Origin of the sequence: Caballeronia sp. EK, from assembly GCF_014384845.1 — a bacterium.
GTDB classification, from domain to species: Bacteria; Pseudomonadota; Gammaproteobacteria; order Burkholderiales; family Burkholderiaceae; genus Caballeronia; species Caballeronia jiangsuensis.
Genome location: NZ_JACSUE010000004.1, coordinates 500,442 through 518,130, shown reverse-complemented (window position 1 = coordinate 518,130; position 17,689 = coordinate 500,442). Strand labels below are relative to the sequence as shown.

Sequence of the window (17,689 nt, the reverse complement as noted above, 5' to 3'; positions counted from 1 at the left end):
CACAGGACGACGGGACGCGCGCCGGGAAACCGGCGCTGCGAAGGCGCGAAAAGCACGAAAGCGAAAGAGATACGAGCTTGCGACCGCTCGTGGTTCAACGCGGTGCACGCGGCGCCCGGCCGACGTTCGTCACATTTAAGGGATAAGTGTAGCCCGGAAATGCGTATGTAAGCATGACCGGCGCGCGGGACGCGGGCATCGCGCGCGCGATGCCCGGTGCGGAAAGGATCGACCGCGCAAAGTGTGGGATTCAGCCGCGCTCGTCGGCGATATAGGCGCGGATCACATCGGCGAAATTCTTGTCGCCCGTGAGGCCCAGTTGCTCCGCGCGAGCCGTGTTCCACGCGCCCGGCCAACTGCCGACGATCTTCTCGATGCGCTCGTCGCGCTGCCAGTCGATGCGCTGCACGGCGTCCTCGCCCGCTACCTCGCGCAGCGCCGCGACCATCTCGTTCACGCTGACCGACAGGCCCGGCAGATTGATGACCGGCCGCAGCCCGAGCTTCGCGCGATCGATCTCGCAGCCCGCGATCAGCGCCTCGATCGCGCTCTTCGGCGAAAGCAGCCAGACGCGCGTGTCGCCATCGACAGGGCACGTCGAGCGCTCGCCGTTCAGCGGCTCGCGAATGATGCCGCTCGCGAACGACGAAGCCGCCGCGTTCGGCTTGCCGGGCCGCACGCTGATGGTCGGCAGGCGCAGCACGCGGCCATCGACGAAGCCGCGCCGCGCGTAGTCGGAGAGCAGCAGCTCGGCGATCGCTTTCTGCGTTCCGTACGACGATTGCGGATTGAGCGCGGTGTCGTCCTGCACGACATCGGGCAGCACGCCGCCGTACACCGCGACCGAGCTCGTGAACACGACGCGCGGCTTGTGGCCCGCCGCGCGGCACACTTCGAGCAGCGCGCGCGATGCGTCGAGATTGATCTTCATGCCGAGATCGAAGTCCGCTTCGGCCTGGCCGCTCACGATCGCGGCCAGATGGAAGATGGCTTCCGTCTGCGTGTCGATGTGGCGTTGCAGCACGGCGGGATCGGAGATATCGCCGGTTTCGGCGCGCACGCGTTTGTCGGCGAGCAGGCGTTCGTCGTTCGGGCGCGCGACATCGAGCAGCACCAGTTCGGTGACCGGCTTGCCGTTGAGTTCGTTGCGCTCGAGAAGGCGTTTCGCGAGACGCTGGCCGAGAAAGCCGGCGCCGCCGGTGATGAGAATCTTCATTGGGTCGCTTCCTCTCACAGATAAGGTTTGAGCCAGCCGAGTCCTTCGGACGTCCCCGCCTTCGGCTTGTATTCGCAGCCGATCCAGCCTTCGTAGCCGAGCGAATCGATCAGCTCGAACAGATACGGATAGTTGAGTTCGCCGATGCTCGGCTCGTGACGCTCCGGCACGCCCGCGATCTGGATATGGCCGATGCCCGCGTTCGGGCGCTTCATGTCGCGCTTCAGCTTTATCGCGATATCGCCCTCGACGATCTGGCAGTGGTAGATGTCGAACTGCACTTGCAGGTTCGGCGCGCCGATTTCGTCGCAGATGGCTTGTGCGTCGTCCTGACGGTTCAGGAAGAAGCCGGGGATGTCGCGGGTGTTGATCGGCTCGATCACAATGCCGATGCCCGCCTTCTGCGCTTCCTTCGCCGCGTATTCGAGGTTCTTTTTGTATACCGCGCGATGTTGCTCTCGCGGCTGATCCGGGGCGATCAGGCCCGCCATCACGTGCAGCTTCTTGTTGCCCAGCACGGCGGCGTATTCGAGGCCTTTCGCGACGCTCTGTCTGAACTCGTCTTCTCGTCCCGGCAATGACGCGATGCCGCGCTCGCCCTTCGACCAGTCGCCCGGCGGGGCGTTGAAGAGCGCCTGGGTCAGGTTGTTGTCCTTTAGGCGCTGCTCGATGTCTTTCGCTGCGAAGTCGTATGGGAACAGGAATTCAACCGCCTTGAAGCCGTCTTTCGATGCTGCTGCAAAGCGGTCCAGGAATGCATGTTCCGTGTACATCATCGTCAGGTTTGCGGCGAATTTTGGCATTTGCTTGTGCTCCTTCTTTCGGTTCGGGTTGTTTCGCGGAATCCTGTTTTCGTGTCGGTCTATTGGCTCTGCCCCTGTGCGGGGCGGCAGTCACTTTCTTTGCTGCTGCAAAGAAAGTAACCAAAGAAACAGCTCTCTCACGCCCGCGGTCACACGCACGTTAGACATGCTTGCCAGCCGACCTTGGTACTCGCCTAAGTGTCGCCCTCGAAGGACTTACCGGGCTTGGCTCGCGCACGGTCTGACGCGCTAAACGTTTTGGCGCGCTGGTTCGCAGTCATTCATCCGGCACCGCGCTTCGCGCTGCCGTCGGGTTTTCTTTTTGGTGCTCTTGCCTTTACCAGCGGGCGCCGAACGTGTTTCTCAAATCCTCTATCGCCGCTTCCTGCAACGGCTCGGGGCGCGGCATTGTCGATAGGTATAGCCGCGCCGTCTCTTCCAACTCCTCCAGCGCGTAGCTCGCGTGCGACACCGATTTTTCCCATACCACCGGTCCGAGTCGCTCCAGCAGCACCGCGCGTACGCTCGACGCCAGCGCCGCCACTTCCTCCGCCACAGCCGCGTCGCCCGGTCGGCGATACGCAATCAACGGAACATGTCCTACCTTCATCACGTAGTACGGCGTGATCGGCGGCAAGACATCGTCGTTTTTCCAGACGCCCGCGAGCGTCAGCGCGACCAGATGCGTCGAATGCGTATGCACCACGCCACGCGCTTCGGCATTGCTCTCGTAAATACGGCGATGCAGCGCCAGCGTCTTAGACGGCCGTCCGCCCGACACATGATTGCCCTCGCAATCCACCTTCGCAATGTCGTTCGGATCGAGGCGGCCAAGGCACGCGTCCGTCGGCGTAATCAGCCAGCCGTCATCCAGCCGCGCGCTGATGTTGCCCGCGCTGCCCACCGTATATCGACGCTCGTACAGGCTCCTGCCCGTGATGCAAATCTCTTCGCGAATGGAGTTTTCGGTCGTCGCCATCACAGTGCCTTCAGCGCCTTCTCGAAGAAATCGGTCGCGCCGAAATTGCCGGACTTGAGCGCGAGGGCGAGCGACCCATCAGCATTCGCGCCGATGGACTGCGTGGCCGGCACGCCCGGATCGATCTGCAGCCCGATGCGCAACGAACGCACGTCGAGCGCCTGCACCACCGCACCCGAGGTCTCACCACCCGCGACGACGAACTTGCGCACGCCATCGTCACGCAACTGACGCGCGATCGACGCAAGCGCATCTTCGACCAGTTGTCCCGCCTTCTCGACGCCCAGTTCCTTCTGCACCGCCTTCACTTCATCAGGCGATGAAGTCGCGTAAATCAACACCGGCTCGTCGTGTTTGCGCGCGAATTCGACGGCGTTTTGCACCACCGGCTCGCCGCGCGAAAGCGCCAGCGGATCGACTCGGAATCCCGGCTTCGATTCACGCCAGTGCGCAACCTGCGCATTGGTCGCCTTCGATGCGCTGCCCGCCAGCACCACCGACTTGCCCTCGATCTTCGGCAGGTCGGCAGCATGTTCCGCGTGTGCAAGCAGATTCGCCGCGCGGAAGTTCTCCGGAAGCCCGAGCGCGATGCCCGAGCCGCCCGTAATCAGCGCGAGATCGCGGCACGCAGCGCCCAGCGTGTGGAGATCGGCGTCGGACACGGCATCGGCGATGGCGAGGCGCACGCTATCCTTCTTCAACTCGTCGATGCGCGCGCGGATCGCGTCCGCGCCCTTCGCAATCGTGTCGTAGCGAATCAGGCCGACCTTCGATTTCGTCTGACGCTGCAACACGCGCACGAGGTTCGGATCGGTCATCGGCGTGAGCGGATGATTCTCCATGCCCGACTCGTTCAGCAGCACATCGCCGACGAACAGATTGCCGCGAAAGATCGTGCGGCCGTTCTCCGGGAACGCGGGGCAGGCGATCGTGAAATCGTCCTTCAGCGCATCGAGCAAGGCATCCGCAACGGGGCCAATGTTGCCGCGGTCGGTGGAATCGAACGTCGAGCAATACTTGAAGAAGAACTGGCGGCAACCCTGCGCGCGCAGCCATTCGAGCGCGTCGAGCGACTGGCGCACGGCGTCGTCGGCGGGAATCGTGCGCGACTTCAGCGCGACGACGATCGCGTCCGCGTCGATCCGCGCGCCCGCTTCGGGAATGCCGATGGTCTGCACCGTGCGCATGCCGCCGCGCACGAGCATGTTGGCGAGATCGGTCGCGCCGGTGAAATCGTCGGCGATACAGCCGAGCAGTGCCTGCGCCGCTTGCGTCATTGCTTCGCTCCCTTCGGAATTTCGATGCCCGGAAAAATCTTGATGACCGCGGAATCGTCCTCGCTGCCGTGGCCCGCCGTGGACGCCATCATGAACATCTGGTGCGCCGCCGCCGAAAGCGGCAGCGGGAATTTCGACGTGCGCGCGGTATCGAGCACGAGGCCGAGATCCTTCACGAAAATATCGACGGCGGAGAGCGGCGTGTAATCGCCCGACAGAATGTGCGGCACGCGGTTCTCGAACATCCACGAGTTGCCGGCGCTGTGCGTGATGACATCGTAGAGCGCATCGGGATCGACGCCCTCGCGCAGGCCGAGCGCCATCGCTTCGGCGGCCGCAGCGATATGCACGCCCGCGAGAAGCTGATTGATGATCTTCACCTTCGAGCCCGCGCCGTGCGCGTCGCCCAGGCGATAGACCTTGCCCGCGATCGCATCGAGCACGTCCTCGCACGCGGCATAGGCATCGGCAGGGCCGGAAGTCATCATCGTCATTTCGCCGGAATTGGCCTTGCCCGCGCCGCCGGACAAGGGCGCGTCGAGCAGCAGCACACCTTTTTCGCCGATGCGTTTGCCGAGGTCCGCGGCGACTTGCGGCGATACCGTCGCGCACGCGAGCACGACGCTGCCGGGCTTCATCGCGTCTATCGCGCCGTTCTCGCCGAACAGCACGGCTTCGGTTTGCGCCGCATTGACGACGACCGTCAGCACGACTTCACACTTCCCGCCCAACTCCGCCGGCGATGCGCACGCGATGCCGCCTTCGGCCGCGAACGCATCGAGCACGGGCTTTCTCACATCGCACGCGTGCACGGCGAAGCCCGCGCGCAACAGCGAGCGCGCGACGCCCATGCCCATTGCGCCCAGACCGATGACTCCCACGTTTCTCGTCATAGCGTTTCTCGTCCCGATGAATTAGCAGATGCCGGCTTCCGTCAGACGGCGCGCGGCGTTGATGAGATGGGTCTGCGCGGCGTTGCGCGCGGCAGCGGCATCGCGCGAGCGGATCGCCTCGACAATCGCCGCGTGCTCTTCGCGCACCTGCCGCATGAAGTCCTCGCGCAGCGCCTCGTTGCCGCGCGTGACGATCGTGCCGGCTTCGAGATACTGGTTCAGAAAGGTGAGGGTTTTCAGGAAGTACGGGTTGCCCGTCGCGTTCGCGATCTCGCGGTGGAACGCGACGTCTTCCTCGACGCCATTCCTGCCCGCACGCACCGCTTCGTCGATGCGCGCGAGCGTGTCTTCGATGACGGCGAGTTGTTCGTCGGTGCGGCGCTGCGCGGCTTCGGACGCGACTTCAGCCTCGATCGCCCGGCGCAGCGCGAGAATCTGCACGACCGCGCCCGGCTCGATCGCCTGCGCGTAATCGATGCGCAACGGCCGGATGCCCGCCCGCTCCACGATGAACACGCCGCTGCCCTGGCGCGGCTCGACCATGCCTTCGTTCTTCAGCCGCGAAATGGCTTCGCGGATCACCGTGCGGCTCACGCCGAATTCCTGCGCGAGCACAGCCTCGGTCGGCAGCTTGCCGGTCGCGGCGAAACTGCCCTTCTCGATCAACTTCTGCAATTGCTGCGCAACCGTGTCGGACAGCGCGCGCGGCGGAATCTTCTCGAACATTCGACTCGACGAGGCTCGTAAGGTCATCGGGTCATCATACAAGTTTCGATAAAGGCGTTGACCGGGGAATAACCCTCAGAGCGGTCTACTGCGCGAGCGGCTCGTCGATGAGCGCGAGCGCGTCGCGGATTTCGGAGACATCGCCGGGGCGCACGAGGCGCGCGACTTCCTTGCCGCCCAGCATGAAGACGAGCGTCGGCCAGAGCTTCACGCGAAACGAGCGGCCGAGCGGGCGGCCGCTGCCGTCTTCGATCTTCATGTGCTTCACCGCACCGTGACCCTGGAACGCCTGCGCGATCAGCGGCTGCGCCGCGCGGCAGAAGCCGCACCAGTCGGTGCCGAATTCGACGACCATCGGGCCGCTCAGCGCATCGATATCCGCGCGTCCGGGCGCGGTCTTCGCGTATTCGATATTCATGCTCATGACGCTCGTCCTTGCTCTCTTTCGTGCCGATGAAATTAGCAGAAAGCTTGCCTGCGTGCCAAAGCGGGCGGACGCGGAGCAGGGATATTACGATCCGATCGCGATCCCGGTGACCTCGTGATTGGCGCCGCCCGTGATCGTCACCGGGATGTTCATTCGCAGCGCCATCATGAAAAGGCTGTTTCGGTTGTCGTAGTTGTCCCTGTTGGGCCACATCTGCGCGCAGTACCGCGAGCCGTCGCTCGTCTGGAGCACATAGGTGATCGCCGAGATTTGATCCTTGTCGACGATTCTCACCACCATGCCGGTGCGGCTGTCCTGCAATTTCAGAAACGAGGAACTCAGGGACGGAATCGGCGAATCGCTCGGTGCAACGGCGAGTCCGGTGATGACTCCGGAATCGTCGCCGGAGAGCGCTACAGGCAGTCCGTAATCCAGCGCCATCATCAGGAGTTTGTTTCGGTTCTCGTGAGTGACGATATTCAATTGCCCGCAATACAAGACGCCCTCGCCTGTTTTGAGGACGAAATTGACCTTGTCGAAATCGTTTGAATCGATAATGCGGGTGAGAAATCCACCCTTGACACCCGTGAGTGGAATGCCACCCTGAACAATGCTGAGATTGACCGAACTATCAAACTGTCTCACTTGTAACCCTTCTCATTTATGAATATTGATTCGCGCGCGTCCGGATTATTTCACGACGCGGCACTGCATATTTACGGCCGATCCGTCCGCGCGTCGTTCGGCTGAGAATCGCCGCTGCCATCGACAAGCGCATGACCGGGAGCACCGACGACCGCCGTTCTCACATAGCTGTTTATTCCGCCGACCAGCATCACGAAACGTCCCGATTCAAGTGCGAGGCGCATCAGCGCGTGGCGGTTGTGCCGGCGCCGGACGTCCATCTGGGCGCAGTATTGCGTGCCGTCACGCGTTTGCACGAGGTAATTGACATAGACGGAGGCATCGGAGTCGATGATACGGACGATTACGCCGATCTGCGCGCCATTCAATGGCATTCCCGGGCAGATGAGCGAGGGAATCACCGGCGGACTTTTGCTTTTCATTTGATGTCTCTCTGACATGCAACGCCGCTCCTTGAAATCGAATTAATATCCCGGTTAAGAGGCTCTTCGTTTTTTTGAAATATTCTTCTCATTGTTTTACCGATCGACATATATCACGATTATTATGTAAATCTTTAAACACAAGTTTTAAAGCAAAGCGTCTTCGCGCGCATTGCTGAAAGCGTTGCGCGGTCGAAAGAGCGGGCTTTTAATAATAATAATCTAATCGGAATTATTTATCGACGCCGATCTTCTCGACTGTCACGAGCGTCAATCGACGTCAATGAACTTCAATCTACGTCAATATTTGGGCAGTCAATAATCCGAATTGTCATTTTTTGAGATGTCCAAGACACAAAAAAGCGCCGCCTTTCCGGCGGCGCTCGAGTGGCGAGGAGTGCGTGCTCAGGCGCGCGCCATGCGCGTCCGGCGTGCCTCGTAGGCCTTCAGATGCGCATAGGCCACCGCCAGCGCCGACAAGCCGCCGACCGCCGTGCGACGCCGCGCCAGCAAGTCCCCGACGATGTGATCCGCCTCGATCGGCGCGCCGTTCTCCAGATCGCGCAGCATCGACGCGGTCATCAGCGAGCCGCGCTCCGAGAAGAACGCACGGGCGCGCGCGACGACCGGCTCGCCCGGCGCGTGCGCGTTGTCGGCGGCGATGCCCGAGCATTCGTCGAAGAGCTGGACGAGCAACGCTTCGCCGCCCGGCGCCGCGAGAATGTCGCCGATGGGCGCGCGCATCAGGCACGTGCCGGTCGCGAGCGTCGCGAGGAACACCCATTTGTCCCACATCGATTGCAGGATTTCCTCGCTCACGTTCAGATCGAAGCCCGCGCCGCCGAGTTGCGCTGCGATCGCGTCGATGCGAGCGGAACGGCCGCCGCCGCGTTCGCCGATGGTCATCGAATGCATGTTGTTCAAATGCAGGATTTCACCTTCGGCGTCGAGCGTCGCGGCGATCACGCATTGGCCGCCGAGCACGTTCGCCGGATCGAAGCGCGCATCGAGCGCGTCGAGATGGCCCATGCCGTTCAGAAGCGGCAGGATCGCGGTGCCGGGACCGACCGCGGGCGCGAAGGAATCGATCGCGCCTTGCAGGTCGTAGGCCTTGCAGCTCAGCAGCACGAGATCGTATGGCTGGTCGATGTCCTTCGCGAGCACCATCGGCGGACAGGCGAACGCGAGATCGCCCTCCGGGCTCTTCACTTTCAGGCCGCATTGCCGCAGCCGCTCGGCGCGCCGCTCGCGCACGAGGAAGGTCACGTCCCTGCCCGCTTCGAGCAACCGCGCGCCGAAATATCCGCCGATGGCCCCCGCGCCCACTACCAGAATCCGCATGTCTTGCTCCTTGTTGGTCAGATGCACCGCTTCACGCCTGCCACACGCCATAGCCCGCTTCGCGCAAGCCGATCGCCAGTTCCACTTCCATGTCGCGTGCGCCGTCGTAAGGCATCGGGTTGTACATCTCGTACAGCTGCGGCAGGAGCCGCAGCCCGAACTCGCGCACGTAGCGGTTCGACTGGATGCCCGCCTTGTGCTTGTCGAAGCGCACGTCGGGATCGATGCCCGTCATGCCCACGTAGACGAACGGCATGCCGACCACGTAGTCCGGATTCGCGCGGCGAAAGCGCGCTTCGTTCCAGACGGCGCCGGCGAGTTCGATCACGTAGACGGAGTAATGATGGCTGCGCGCGCGCCGGGAGGGCGGCATGTTTCAAGTGGCCTTCGCGGCGTGCTCGTTGCGGGCGTTCATTCTAAGACGGCGAGGCGCCACGCGCTCGATCGTCCGGCGCGCGCCCTGCCGGATGCGGCTCGAAGTGGTAAATTCGGGGCGGTCTGCGCTCGCGCAAGACGATTGGATCGCCGCACGGCCCGTCGAGCCGCCGATCGAACCCGAGACGACCTCTCACGCGAGCGCCGCTCCCATCGACACGTTTTCATCCCGAAGCCGCGCCACGAGCCGCGTCCGCTTCGGTCATCCGGAGATCAAGCATGAGCAAACAAGCTATCGGCGTGGTGGGCCTCGCCGTCATGGGCCGCAATCTGGCCTTGAACATCGAGAGCCGCGGTCACGCCGTTTCGGTCTACAACCGCAGCCGCGCCAAAACCGACGAACTGATTGCCGAACATCCCGACAAGAAGCTCGTACCGACCTATACGCTCGAAGAGTTCGTCGAGTCGCTCGAAAAGCCGCGCCGCATCCTGATGATGGTGAAGGCGGGCGCCGGCACCGACGAGACCATCGCTTCGCTGCGTCCGCTGCTGGAGAAGGGCGACATTCTCATCGACGGCGGCAACACGCATTTCACCGACACCATCCGCCGCAATCAGGATCTCGCGAAGTCGGGCCTGCATTTCATCGGCACGGGCGTGTCGGGCGGCGAGGAAGGCGCGCTGAAAGGCCCGTCGATCATGCCGGGCGGACAGAAGGAAGCCTACGAACTCGTCGCGCCGATTCTCACCGAGATCGCGGCGAAGGCGCCGGACGGCGAGCCGTGCGTCGCCTACATGGGTCCGGACGGCGCGGGCCATTTCGTGAAGATGGTGCACAACGGCATCGAGTACGGCGACATGCAACTGATCGCCGAGAGCTATGACGTGCTGAAGCGCGTCGCCGGTTTGTCGAACGAAGAGCTCGGCAAGGTGTATGTCGAGTGGAATCAGGGCGAGCTGGACAGCTATCTGATCGAGATCACGTCGAAGATCTTCGCGAAGAAGGACGATGAAACCGGCAAGGATCTCGTCGATGTGATTCTCGACCGCGCCGCGCAAAAAGGCACCGGCAAGTGGACAAGCCAGAATGCGCTCGATCTCGGCGCGCCGCTGCCTTTGATTACCGAAGCCGTGTTCGCGCGCGTGCTTTCTTCGCTGAAGGATCAGCGCGTGGCGGCGAGCAAGGTGTTGAGCGGCCCCGCGCCCAAGTTCGATGGCGATCGCACGGCGTTCGTCGAGTCGGTGCGGCGCGCGTTGTATCTCAGCAAGATCGTGTCGTATGCGCAAGGGTTCGCGCAATTGCGCGCGGCATCGGAGGAATACAAGTGGGATCTGCATTACGGCGAGATCGCGAAGATCTTCCGCGCGGGCTGCATCATCCGCGCGCGCTTCCTGCAGAAGATCACGGATGCGTATGACAAGAACGCGCAGCTCGCGAATCTGCTGCTCGATCCGTATTTCAGCGATATCGCCGCGAAGTATCAGGACGCATTGCGCGATGTGATCGTCGCGGCGGTGAAGGCGGGGATTCCGGTGCCCGCGTTCTCGTCGGCGATTGCCTATTTCGATGCGTATCGCTCGGAGCGGCTGCCCGCGAATCTCGTGCAGGCGCAGCGGGACTTCTTCGGCGCGCATACGTTCGAACGCGTGGACAAGGCGGGGAGTTTTCACGCGAACTGGGCGTGACGGACTGACGGCGTGACGGTGTGAATGAAACGGGGCAACTCATCGAGTTGCCCCGTTTTGTTTTCAGATCACCCTAGCGTCACCCACTCGGCATTCCTCTCGCTGCTCCTCAACACCGCATCCACGAACCTCAATCCCGCCACCCCGTCCTCGACAGTCGTAAGCCAGTCATCCCCCTGCGTGGTTCCGCTCGCGATGCACGCCGCCGCATCCGTATAAACCTGCGCGAACGCTTCCAGATACCCTTCCGGATGCCCGGCCGGCACGCGCGTCGCGTGCAGCGCTTCGGGGCTTTGCACGCGGCCGCGCGTGATCCGCTCCGACGCCCCGCCTATCGGCGTAAACCACAACTCGTTCGGCGTCTCTTGATCGAACGCGATGCCCGCCTTCGTGCCGTACACACGCAGGCGCAGCGCGTTCTCCTCGCCCGCCGCGACCTGGCTCGCCCACAGCATCCCGCGCGCGCCGCCGGCATAGCGGAACATCGCCTGCACGTGATCGTCGACACGGCGATTCGGCACGAACGTCGTCACATCCGCCGACAACTCCGCCGGCCGCATGCCTGTCACGTATTCGGCGAGCTGATACGCATGCGTGCCGATATCGCCGAGACAGCCCGCCGGACCGGCCAGCGCCGGATCGGTGCGCCACACCGCCTGCCGGTTCGCCTGCGTCTCGACGGGCAGCGACAGCCAGTCCTGCGCGTACTCCACCTGCACGACGCGGATATCGCCGAGCAACCCGCGCCGCACCATCCCGCGCGCGTGACGCACGAGCGGATAGCCCGTGTACGTATACGTCACCGCGAACACGCGATCCTTCTCGCGCGCGAGTTTGGCCAGCGCCTCGCCTTCATCGAGCGATACGGCCAGCGGCTTGTCGCAGATCACGTGTATGCCGGCCTCGAGAAACGCCGTCGCGATCGGCGCATGCAGATGATTCGGCGTGACGATCGCCACCGCCTCGATGCCGTCCGAACGCCCGGCCTCGGTGCGCGCCATCTCGCGATAATCGTCGTAGCTGCGCGTCAGGCCGATAGCCGCCGCGCTCGCAGCCGCACGCCGCGCATCCGACGACAACGCGCCCGCCACCAGCTCGTAACGATCATCGAGCCGCGCGGCCATGCGATGCACCGCGCCGATGAACGCGCCCTCGCCGCCGCCGACCATGCCCAGTCGCACGCGGTTCATCGCTTGTCTCCCGCTTTGTCTCCGACTTTGTCTTCGACACCGAGCACGCCGCGCAACTGCTCGCGGCTTGCGCCGCTGCCGGCGAAGTCATCGAACGCACGCTCGGCCACGCGGATGATGCGATCGCGGATAAACACCGCGCCCTCGCGCGCGCCGTCTTCCGGATGCTTCAACGCGCACTCCCATTCGAGCACGGCCCAGCCGGGAAAATCGTATTGCGCCATCTTCGAGAAGATCGCCTTGAAGTCGATCTGGCCATCGCCCAGGGAACGAAAACGTCCCGCGCGATCGGTCCATCCCGAATAGCCGCCGTACACGCCCTGCTTCCCGTTCGGCCGGAACTCCGCGTCCTTCACATGAAACGCCTTGATGCGCGGGTGATAGATATCGATGAACGCGAGGTAATCGAGTTGCTGCAGCACGAAGTGACTCGGATCGAACAGGATGTTCGCGCGCGGATGATCGTCCACCGCCGCGAGAAAGCGCTCGAACGTGACGCCGTCGTGCAGGTCCTCGCCGGGATGCAGTTCGTAGCACACGTCGATGCCCGCGCGATCGAACTCATCGAGAATCGGACGCCAGCGTTTCGCGAGCTCGTCGAATGCGGCTTCGACGAGTCCCGCCGGACGTTGCGGCCACGGATAGACATACGGCCACGCGAGCGCGCCCGAAAACGTCACGTGCGCACTCAGGCCCAGACGCTTCGACGCGGCCGCCGCGAGCTTCAGTTGCGATATCGCCCATTCCGTGCGCGCCGCGGGATTGCCGCGCACGTGCGGCGCGGCGAAGCCATCGAACAATGTGTCGTAGGCGGGATGCACCGCGATCAACTGCCCTTGCAGATGCGTGGACAATTCCGTGATCGCCACGCCCGCGTCGTCCACCGTGCGGCGGATGTCATCGCAATAGGCATCGCTCGATGCGGCTTGTTCCAGATCGATCAGACGCGGATCGGCGGGCACCTGTATGCCCTCGTAACCGAGCGAACCCGCCCACGACGCGAGGTTCTTCAACGTATCGAACGGCGGCCGATCGCCCATGAACTGCGCGAGAAATATCGCCGGCCCCTTGATGGTCTTCATCGTTCGCCTCCAAGAGAAAGAAGGCCGGGTGAACGGCCTTCGCGCATCAGAACGGCGAGTTCGGGAAGTAGAACTGCTTGGCGTTGTCCTTCGTGATGAGCACCGACGGGATGATCGTCGTCGGCGGCAGCTTGTCGCCCTTCAGGCGCGCCTCGGCGGTGAGCTTGATCGCGTCGTAGATGAATTTCGGCGAGTACGACACGTCGGCCTGCACGCGCTTGTCGCCATCCATGATGCGCTTCACGGCTTCCTTCGATCCCGCGCCGCCGAAGACGATCTTGACGTCCGTGCGCTTCGCCTGATCGATCGCCTTCAGCACGCCGACCATCATGTCGTCGTCGGCGGCCCAGACGGCGTCGATATGCTTGAAGCGCGTGAGATAGTCCTGCATCACCTTGAAGGCGTCGTCGCGGTTCCAGTTCGCGTATTTCGCATCGAGAATCTTCATGTCCGGATGCTGCTTGATCACGCCTTCGAACGCGGTCCAGCGCTCGTTGTCGAGGGTCGTCGGAATGCCGCGCAGCGCGACGATATCGCCCTTGCCGTTCATCGTCTTCGCGAGATACTCGGCGGGAATCTTGCCGAACGCGGTGTTGTCGCCGGCGACATAGGCATCCTGCGCGCTGGTATCGGTGAGACCGCGATCGACCACCGTCACATACACGCCCTTCTTCTTCATCTGCGCGACAGGCTGCGTGAGCGACGCCGATTCCTGCGGGAAGATCACGAGCGCGTTGATCTTGTTGACCGTCACGAGGTCCTGCAACTGGTTCGCCTGCTCGGGCGCGGTGCCGGCCGTCTTCACGATCACCTTCAGGTCCGGATGCGCCTTCTCCAGCTCCTTTTTCGCCTCGTTGGCCCACCACACGATGCCGCCCGTGAAGCCGTGATCCGCGGTCGGAATGGCGACGCCGAGCACGACCTTCTCGTCGGCATGAGCGGACGACGATGCAGCGGCGAACGCGCTTGCCGCAAGCGTGAGCGCGCCGAGCGCGCGAAGCATTTTATTCATGACGATGTCTCCGGATTTGTAGGCATTAACGACGACCGCGCTGCAAAACTGCTACGAGGATGATCACGGCGCCCTGCACCGCCGCATTCAGATACACGCTGATGATGCTCGTCAGGTTCAGGATGTTGTTGATGACCGAAAGCAGAATCGCGCCGATGACCGTGCCGATCACGCGCCCTTCGCCGCCTTTCAGCGCGGTGCCGCCGACCACGACGGACGCGATCGCTTCGAGTTCCCACAGGAGGCCCGTCGTCGGTGTGGCCGACCCTAAGCGCGGCACGTACAGAATCGTCGCGACGGCCACGCACAAGCCCAACAGCACGTAGGTGACGATCTTCACGCGATCCACGCGAATGGCCGCATAACGCGCGACCTGCTCGCTCGAACCGATCGCCTGTACATGACGTCCGTACACCGTGCGATTGAGCACGAGCGCGCCGCCCGCCGCCACGATCAGAAAGATCCAGATCGGCACCGGCACGCCGAACAGGCTCGCGTAATAGACCGGCCCGTAAAGATCGACGAGCGAGTTGTCGAGCGTGAGCGCGCCGCCGTCCGCGAGCCACGTGAGCAGCGCGCGAAAGATGCCGAGCGTGCCCAGCGTGACGATGAACGGCTCGATGCGCCCTTTCGTCACGAGCACGCCGTGCGCGAAGCCGAACAGCGCGCCGAGCACGAGCGCGAGCACGACGCCCAGCGCGATGATCAGAAGCGGCGGCACCGCGTGCCCATGAAAGCCCTGCATGAGCGCGTTCATCATGTAGATCATGCTGCCCGCGATCAGCGCGGCCATCGAACCGACCGACAGATCGATGCCGCCCGAGATGATCACGAAGGTCATGCCCACCGCGATGATGCCGATGAACGACGTGCGCGTAAGCACGTTCATCGCGTTGTCGAGGGTGGCGAAGTCGCCGTTGAGCAGCGTGCCGCCGATGCACAACGCGATCAGCCCGATCAGCGGCCCGACGCCGAACAGAAAGCGTGCAGCGGCGGAAAGGCGGCTCTCGCTTCCGATGTCTTCAGTGTGTGCCGGTCGCATGCGCGATCAACCTCTCTTCGGTCAAAAGATCCATGCCGAGCGTCGTGACGAGTTCGCCCGCGCGCATCACCGCGACGCGATGACACAAGCCGATCAGTTCGATCAGCTCGGATGAAATCACGATCACCGCGCGGCCCTCGGCGGCCAGCCGGTGAATCAGAAAATAGATGTCGCGTTTCGCGCCGACATCGACGCCGCGTGTCGGTTCGTCGAGCACGATCACGCGCGGATCGGGATTCAGGAACTTCGCGAGCGCGAGCTTCTGCTGATTGCCGCCCGACAGCATGCGCGCGCGAATCGATGTGTTGCCCGTGCGAATGCCGAAATCGTTCACCGCCTTTTTCAATGCGTCGCGTTCGGCGTGCATGTCGATGAACGGATGCGCATAGCGCTCCAGCGTCATCATCGTCAGGTTGTCTTTCAGCGCCATGTCGACGTGTAGCCCGCGTCCTTTTCTATCCTCGCTCAGGTACGTGAGGCCCTGTCTCATCGCTTCGCGCGGATTCTTCAGGCTGACGGTTTTTCCATCGATCACGACGCGGCCCGCGCTCAACGGCCGCAAACCGACGAGCGCCTCGAACAATTCCGTGCGTCCCGCGCCGACGAGGCCCGCGAAGCCGAACACTTCGCCCTTCTTCACCGAGAAGCCGATGCCCTCCGCCCAGCCGGGCACCGACGCACCTTCGACCTCGAATGCGACCGGCGCATCCGCGGCAAGCGAAGGCTTGTCGGGAAACATGTCGGAGACTTCGCGGCCGACCATCAGGTTCGCCATCTGCTGGCGCGTGAGTTCGTCGGTCGGCGCGCGCGCGACGAAACGGCCATCGCGCATCACGATCACTTCGTCGGTTACGCGCTCCACTTCGTCGAGCTTGTGCGAGATATAGACGATGGTCGTGCCCGCCTCTTTGAGACGCGCCATCAGGCCGAACAGACGCTGTGTTTCCGATGGCGTCAGCGTCGCGGTCGGCTCGTCCATGATGAGCAGCCGCGCCTCGCGCAGCATCGCCTTCGCGATCTCGACCAGTTGCTTCTCCGCGACGATCAGGTCGCGCACCTTCGTATCCGGATTCTTGTGCAGGCCGACGTCGCTCAGTCGTGCACGCGCGGCTTCGCGCATCGCGGGTTCGTCGAGGAAGAAGCCTTTCTTCAGCTCGTGCCCGAGGAACATGTTCTGCGTGATGCTCAAATGGTCCGCGAGATTCAGTTCCTGGTGAATCAGCACGATGCCCGCATGCTCGGCATCGCGTGAACTCGCGAAGTCGCGCTGGCGCTCATCGATATAAAGCTCGCCCGCGTTCGCGCGCTCGTAGCCCGCGAGGATCTTCATCAACGTGGATTTGCCCGCGCCGTTCTCGCCGAGCAATCCGTAGATGCGGCCCGGCGCGATATCGAAGGTGACGCCGTGCAGCACGCGCACCGGCCCGAACTGCTTTTCGATGCCCTGAAAGCGCACGGCGAGGCTCATCGTCACGCGCTCCTTCGGCGAATCAGCCGATGCGGCAGCAGCACGCCCGGCACCACGGCGCGCGGATCGCGCAGGCGCTGGAGCAGGAGATCGGCGGCGGTTTCGCCGAGCAGTTGCATCGGCTGCGAGACGGTGGTCAAAGGCGGATCGACATGCGCGGCGACGGCGATATCGTCGAAGCCGACGACGGCGACATCGTCCGGCACCGCCAGGCCCGCGCCGCGAAAGCCGTTCATCACGCCGATGGCGAGCGTGTCGGAGACGGCGAAGGCGGCGGTCGGTCTCGCATCGCCGAGTGCCGCGAGTTGCGCGGCCGCGCGTTCGCCGGCGTCGTAGTCGAGACTGTCGAGCTCGATCAACCACTCGGCGCGCGGCTCGATGCCCGCGTCGATCAGCGCATCGCGATAGCCCGCGAGCCGCTGACGCCCGTACAGATAACCCTGTCCCGAGTTGATGAGCGCGATGCGCCGATGACCCTTGGCGGTCAGATAGCGCACGACATCGCCCGCAGCCAGATGATTGTCGATGCCGACATACGGCACGCCCGCGGCAGGATCGAACTCGCAGCACGCGACCCACGGCAGCGCCGACGCTTCTTCGGCGAGCGCCTTTTGCACGGCGGCGGGATCGAGGCAGATGGCGCCATCGGCGCGGCGGCCGCGCAGGAGATCGAAATAGCTTCGCTCGCGCAGCGGGTCCGCGCCGGTGTCGCACAACAGCATGAAGTAGCCGTTCTGGCGCGCGACGCTGTCGATGCCGCGGACGATCGCCGCGTAGAACGGATTGCCGAAGTCGGGGACCATCGTGAGCAGCAGGCGGCTTTCCGCCGTGCGCAGATTGCGCGCGAGTTCGTTGATGCGATAGCCGCTCGCCGCGACCGCCTCGCGGACTTTTTCGCGCGTTGCCTCGCGAACGTTCGTATGCCCGTTGAGCACGCGCGATACCGTGGCGACCGACACGCCCGCGCGCTCGGCGACGTCGGCAATCGATACTTCCTCACGTGGACGAACCGTATCTGACATTGCGGCGTCGCTCGCGGCGATCGAGATGTAATGGATTACATTATTTGATCGGACGAGCGCGATGGCAACAGCAATCGACTAGG

18 protein-coding genes are annotated in these 17,689 nt (G+C 63.5%); 1 reads left to right on the top strand and 17 read right to left on the bottom strand.

Annotated features, from left to right (window positions below; genetic code table 11):
• Window positions 1-250 precede the first annotated feature (250 nt).
• The 11 genes from denD to IAG25_RS14635 form a co-directional block, all read right to left on the bottom strand.
• Complete coding sequence (denD, locus tag IAG25_RS14685) at window positions 251-1,216, bottom strand: D-erythronate dehydrogenase (RefSeq protein WP_187605487.1); 966 nt, start codon at window positions 1,214-1,216, stop codon at window positions 251-253.
• Window positions 1,217-1,230: 14 nt separating this feature from the next.
• Window positions 1,231-2,019 carry a 2-oxo-tetronate isomerase gene (gene otnI / locus IAG25_RS14680; protein WP_187605486.1) on the bottom strand — a complete coding sequence of 263 codons (789 nt, stop codon included), beginning with the start codon at window positions 2,017-2,019 and terminating at the stop codon, window positions 1,231-1,233.
• A 337-nt stretch (window positions 2,020-2,356) separates the two neighbouring features.
• Complete coding sequence (gene otnC / locus IAG25_RS14675) at window positions 2,357-2,998, bottom strand: 3-oxo-tetronate 4-phosphate decarboxylase (RefSeq protein ID WP_187605485.1); 642 nt, start codon at window positions 2,996-2,998, stop codon at window positions 2,357-2,359.
• On the bottom strand, window positions 2,998-4,275 hold the full coding sequence (gene otnK / locus IAG25_RS14670) for a 3-oxo-tetronate kinase (RefSeq protein ID WP_187605484.1): 1,278 nt from the start codon (window positions 4,273-4,275) through the stop codon (window positions 2,998-3,000). The genes otnC and otnK overlap by 1 nt, the downstream gene beginning before the upstream one ends.
• A complete protein-coding gene (ltnD, locus tag IAG25_RS14665; RefSeq protein ID WP_187605483.1) occupies window positions 4,272-5,168 on the bottom strand; it encodes an L-threonate dehydrogenase in 897 nt (298 codons plus the stop codon). The genes otnK and ltnD overlap by 4 nt, the downstream gene beginning before the upstream one ends.
• A 21-nt stretch (window positions 5,169-5,189) precedes the next feature.
• A complete protein-coding gene (locus IAG25_RS14660; RefSeq protein WP_187605482.1) occupies window positions 5,190-5,894 on the bottom strand; it encodes a FadR/GntR family transcriptional regulator in 705 nt (234 codons plus the stop codon).
• Between the two features lie 85 nt (window positions 5,895-5,979).
• A complete protein-coding gene (locus tag IAG25_RS14655; protein WP_187605481.1) occupies window positions 5,980-6,318 on the bottom strand; it encodes a thioredoxin family protein in 339 nt (112 codons plus the stop codon).
• A gap of 87 nt (window positions 6,319-6,405) precedes the next feature.
• Entirely contained in the window at window positions 6,406-6,966 is a 561-nt protein-coding gene (locus tag IAG25_RS14650) for a hypothetical protein (protein ID WP_187605480.1), read from the bottom strand.
• Between the two features lie 71 nt (window positions 6,967-7,037).
• A complete protein-coding gene (locus IAG25_RS14645) occupies window positions 7,038-7,367 on the bottom strand; it encodes a hypothetical protein (RefSeq protein ID WP_222946500.1) in 330 nt (109 codons plus the stop codon).
• Between the two features lie 426 nt (window positions 7,368-7,793).
• The gene (panE, locus tag IAG25_RS14640) at window positions 7,794-8,729 is read right to left on the bottom strand and encodes a 2-dehydropantoate 2-reductase (protein WP_187605478.1); all 936 of its coding nucleotides are present in this window, start codon (window positions 8,727-8,729) and stop codon (window positions 7,794-7,796) included.
• Window positions 8,730-8,760: 31 nt separating this feature from the next.
• The gene (locus tag IAG25_RS14635) at window positions 8,761-9,102 is read right to left on the bottom strand and encodes a hypothetical protein (protein WP_187605477.1); all 342 of its coding nucleotides are present in this window, start codon (window positions 9,100-9,102) and stop codon (window positions 8,761-8,763) included.
• A 281-nt stretch (window positions 9,103-9,383) separates the two neighbouring features.
• Here IAG25_RS14635 and gndA point away from each other — a divergent pair, with 281 nt between their 5' ends.
• The gene (gene gndA / locus IAG25_RS14630) at window positions 9,384-10,790 is read left to right on the top strand and encodes an NADP-dependent phosphogluconate dehydrogenase (protein WP_187605476.1); all 1,407 of its coding nucleotides are present in this window, start codon (window positions 9,384-9,386) and stop codon (window positions 10,788-10,790) included.
• A 68-nt stretch (window positions 10,791-10,858) separates the two neighbouring features.
• Here gndA and IAG25_RS14625 read toward each other — a convergent pair whose 3' ends face one another.
• Genes IAG25_RS14625 through IAG25_RS14600 form a run of 6 tightly spaced genes read right to left on the bottom strand, consistent with a single transcriptional unit; the run spans window position 10,859 to window position 17,606 of the window.
• Entirely contained in the window at window positions 10,859-11,980 is a 1,122-nt protein-coding gene (locus IAG25_RS14625) for a Gfo/Idh/MocA family protein (protein ID WP_187605475.1), read from the bottom strand.
• The gene (locus tag IAG25_RS14620; RefSeq protein ID WP_187605474.1) at window positions 11,977-13,062 is read right to left on the bottom strand and encodes a sugar phosphate isomerase/epimerase family protein; all 1,086 of its coding nucleotides are present in this window, start codon (window positions 13,060-13,062) and stop codon (window positions 11,977-11,979) included. Before IAG25_RS14620 ends, IAG25_RS14625 begins: the two co-directional genes overlap by 4 nt.
• A 46-nt stretch (window positions 13,063-13,108) precedes the next feature.
• Complete coding sequence (locus IAG25_RS14615) at window positions 13,109-14,074, bottom strand: substrate-binding domain-containing protein (RefSeq protein WP_187605473.1); 966 nt, start codon at window positions 14,072-14,074, stop codon at window positions 13,109-13,111.
• A gap of 25 nt (window positions 14,075-14,099) precedes the next feature.
• Window positions 14,100-15,116, bottom strand: a complete 1,017-nt coding sequence (locus IAG25_RS14610) for an ABC transporter permease (RefSeq protein ID WP_035506926.1) — start codon at window positions 15,114-15,116, stop codon at window positions 14,100-14,102.
• A complete protein-coding gene (locus IAG25_RS14605) occupies window positions 15,097-16,584 on the bottom strand; it encodes a sugar ABC transporter ATP-binding protein (RefSeq protein WP_187605472.1) in 1,488 nt (495 codons plus the stop codon). Before IAG25_RS14605 ends, IAG25_RS14610 begins: the two co-directional genes overlap by 20 nt.
• 2 nt (window positions 16,585-16,586) lie before the next feature.
• Complete coding sequence (locus IAG25_RS14600; protein ID WP_035506932.1) at window positions 16,587-17,606, bottom strand: LacI family DNA-binding transcriptional regulator; 1,020 nt, start codon at window positions 17,604-17,606, stop codon at window positions 16,587-16,589.
• Window positions 17,607-17,689: the final 83 nt, after the last annotated feature.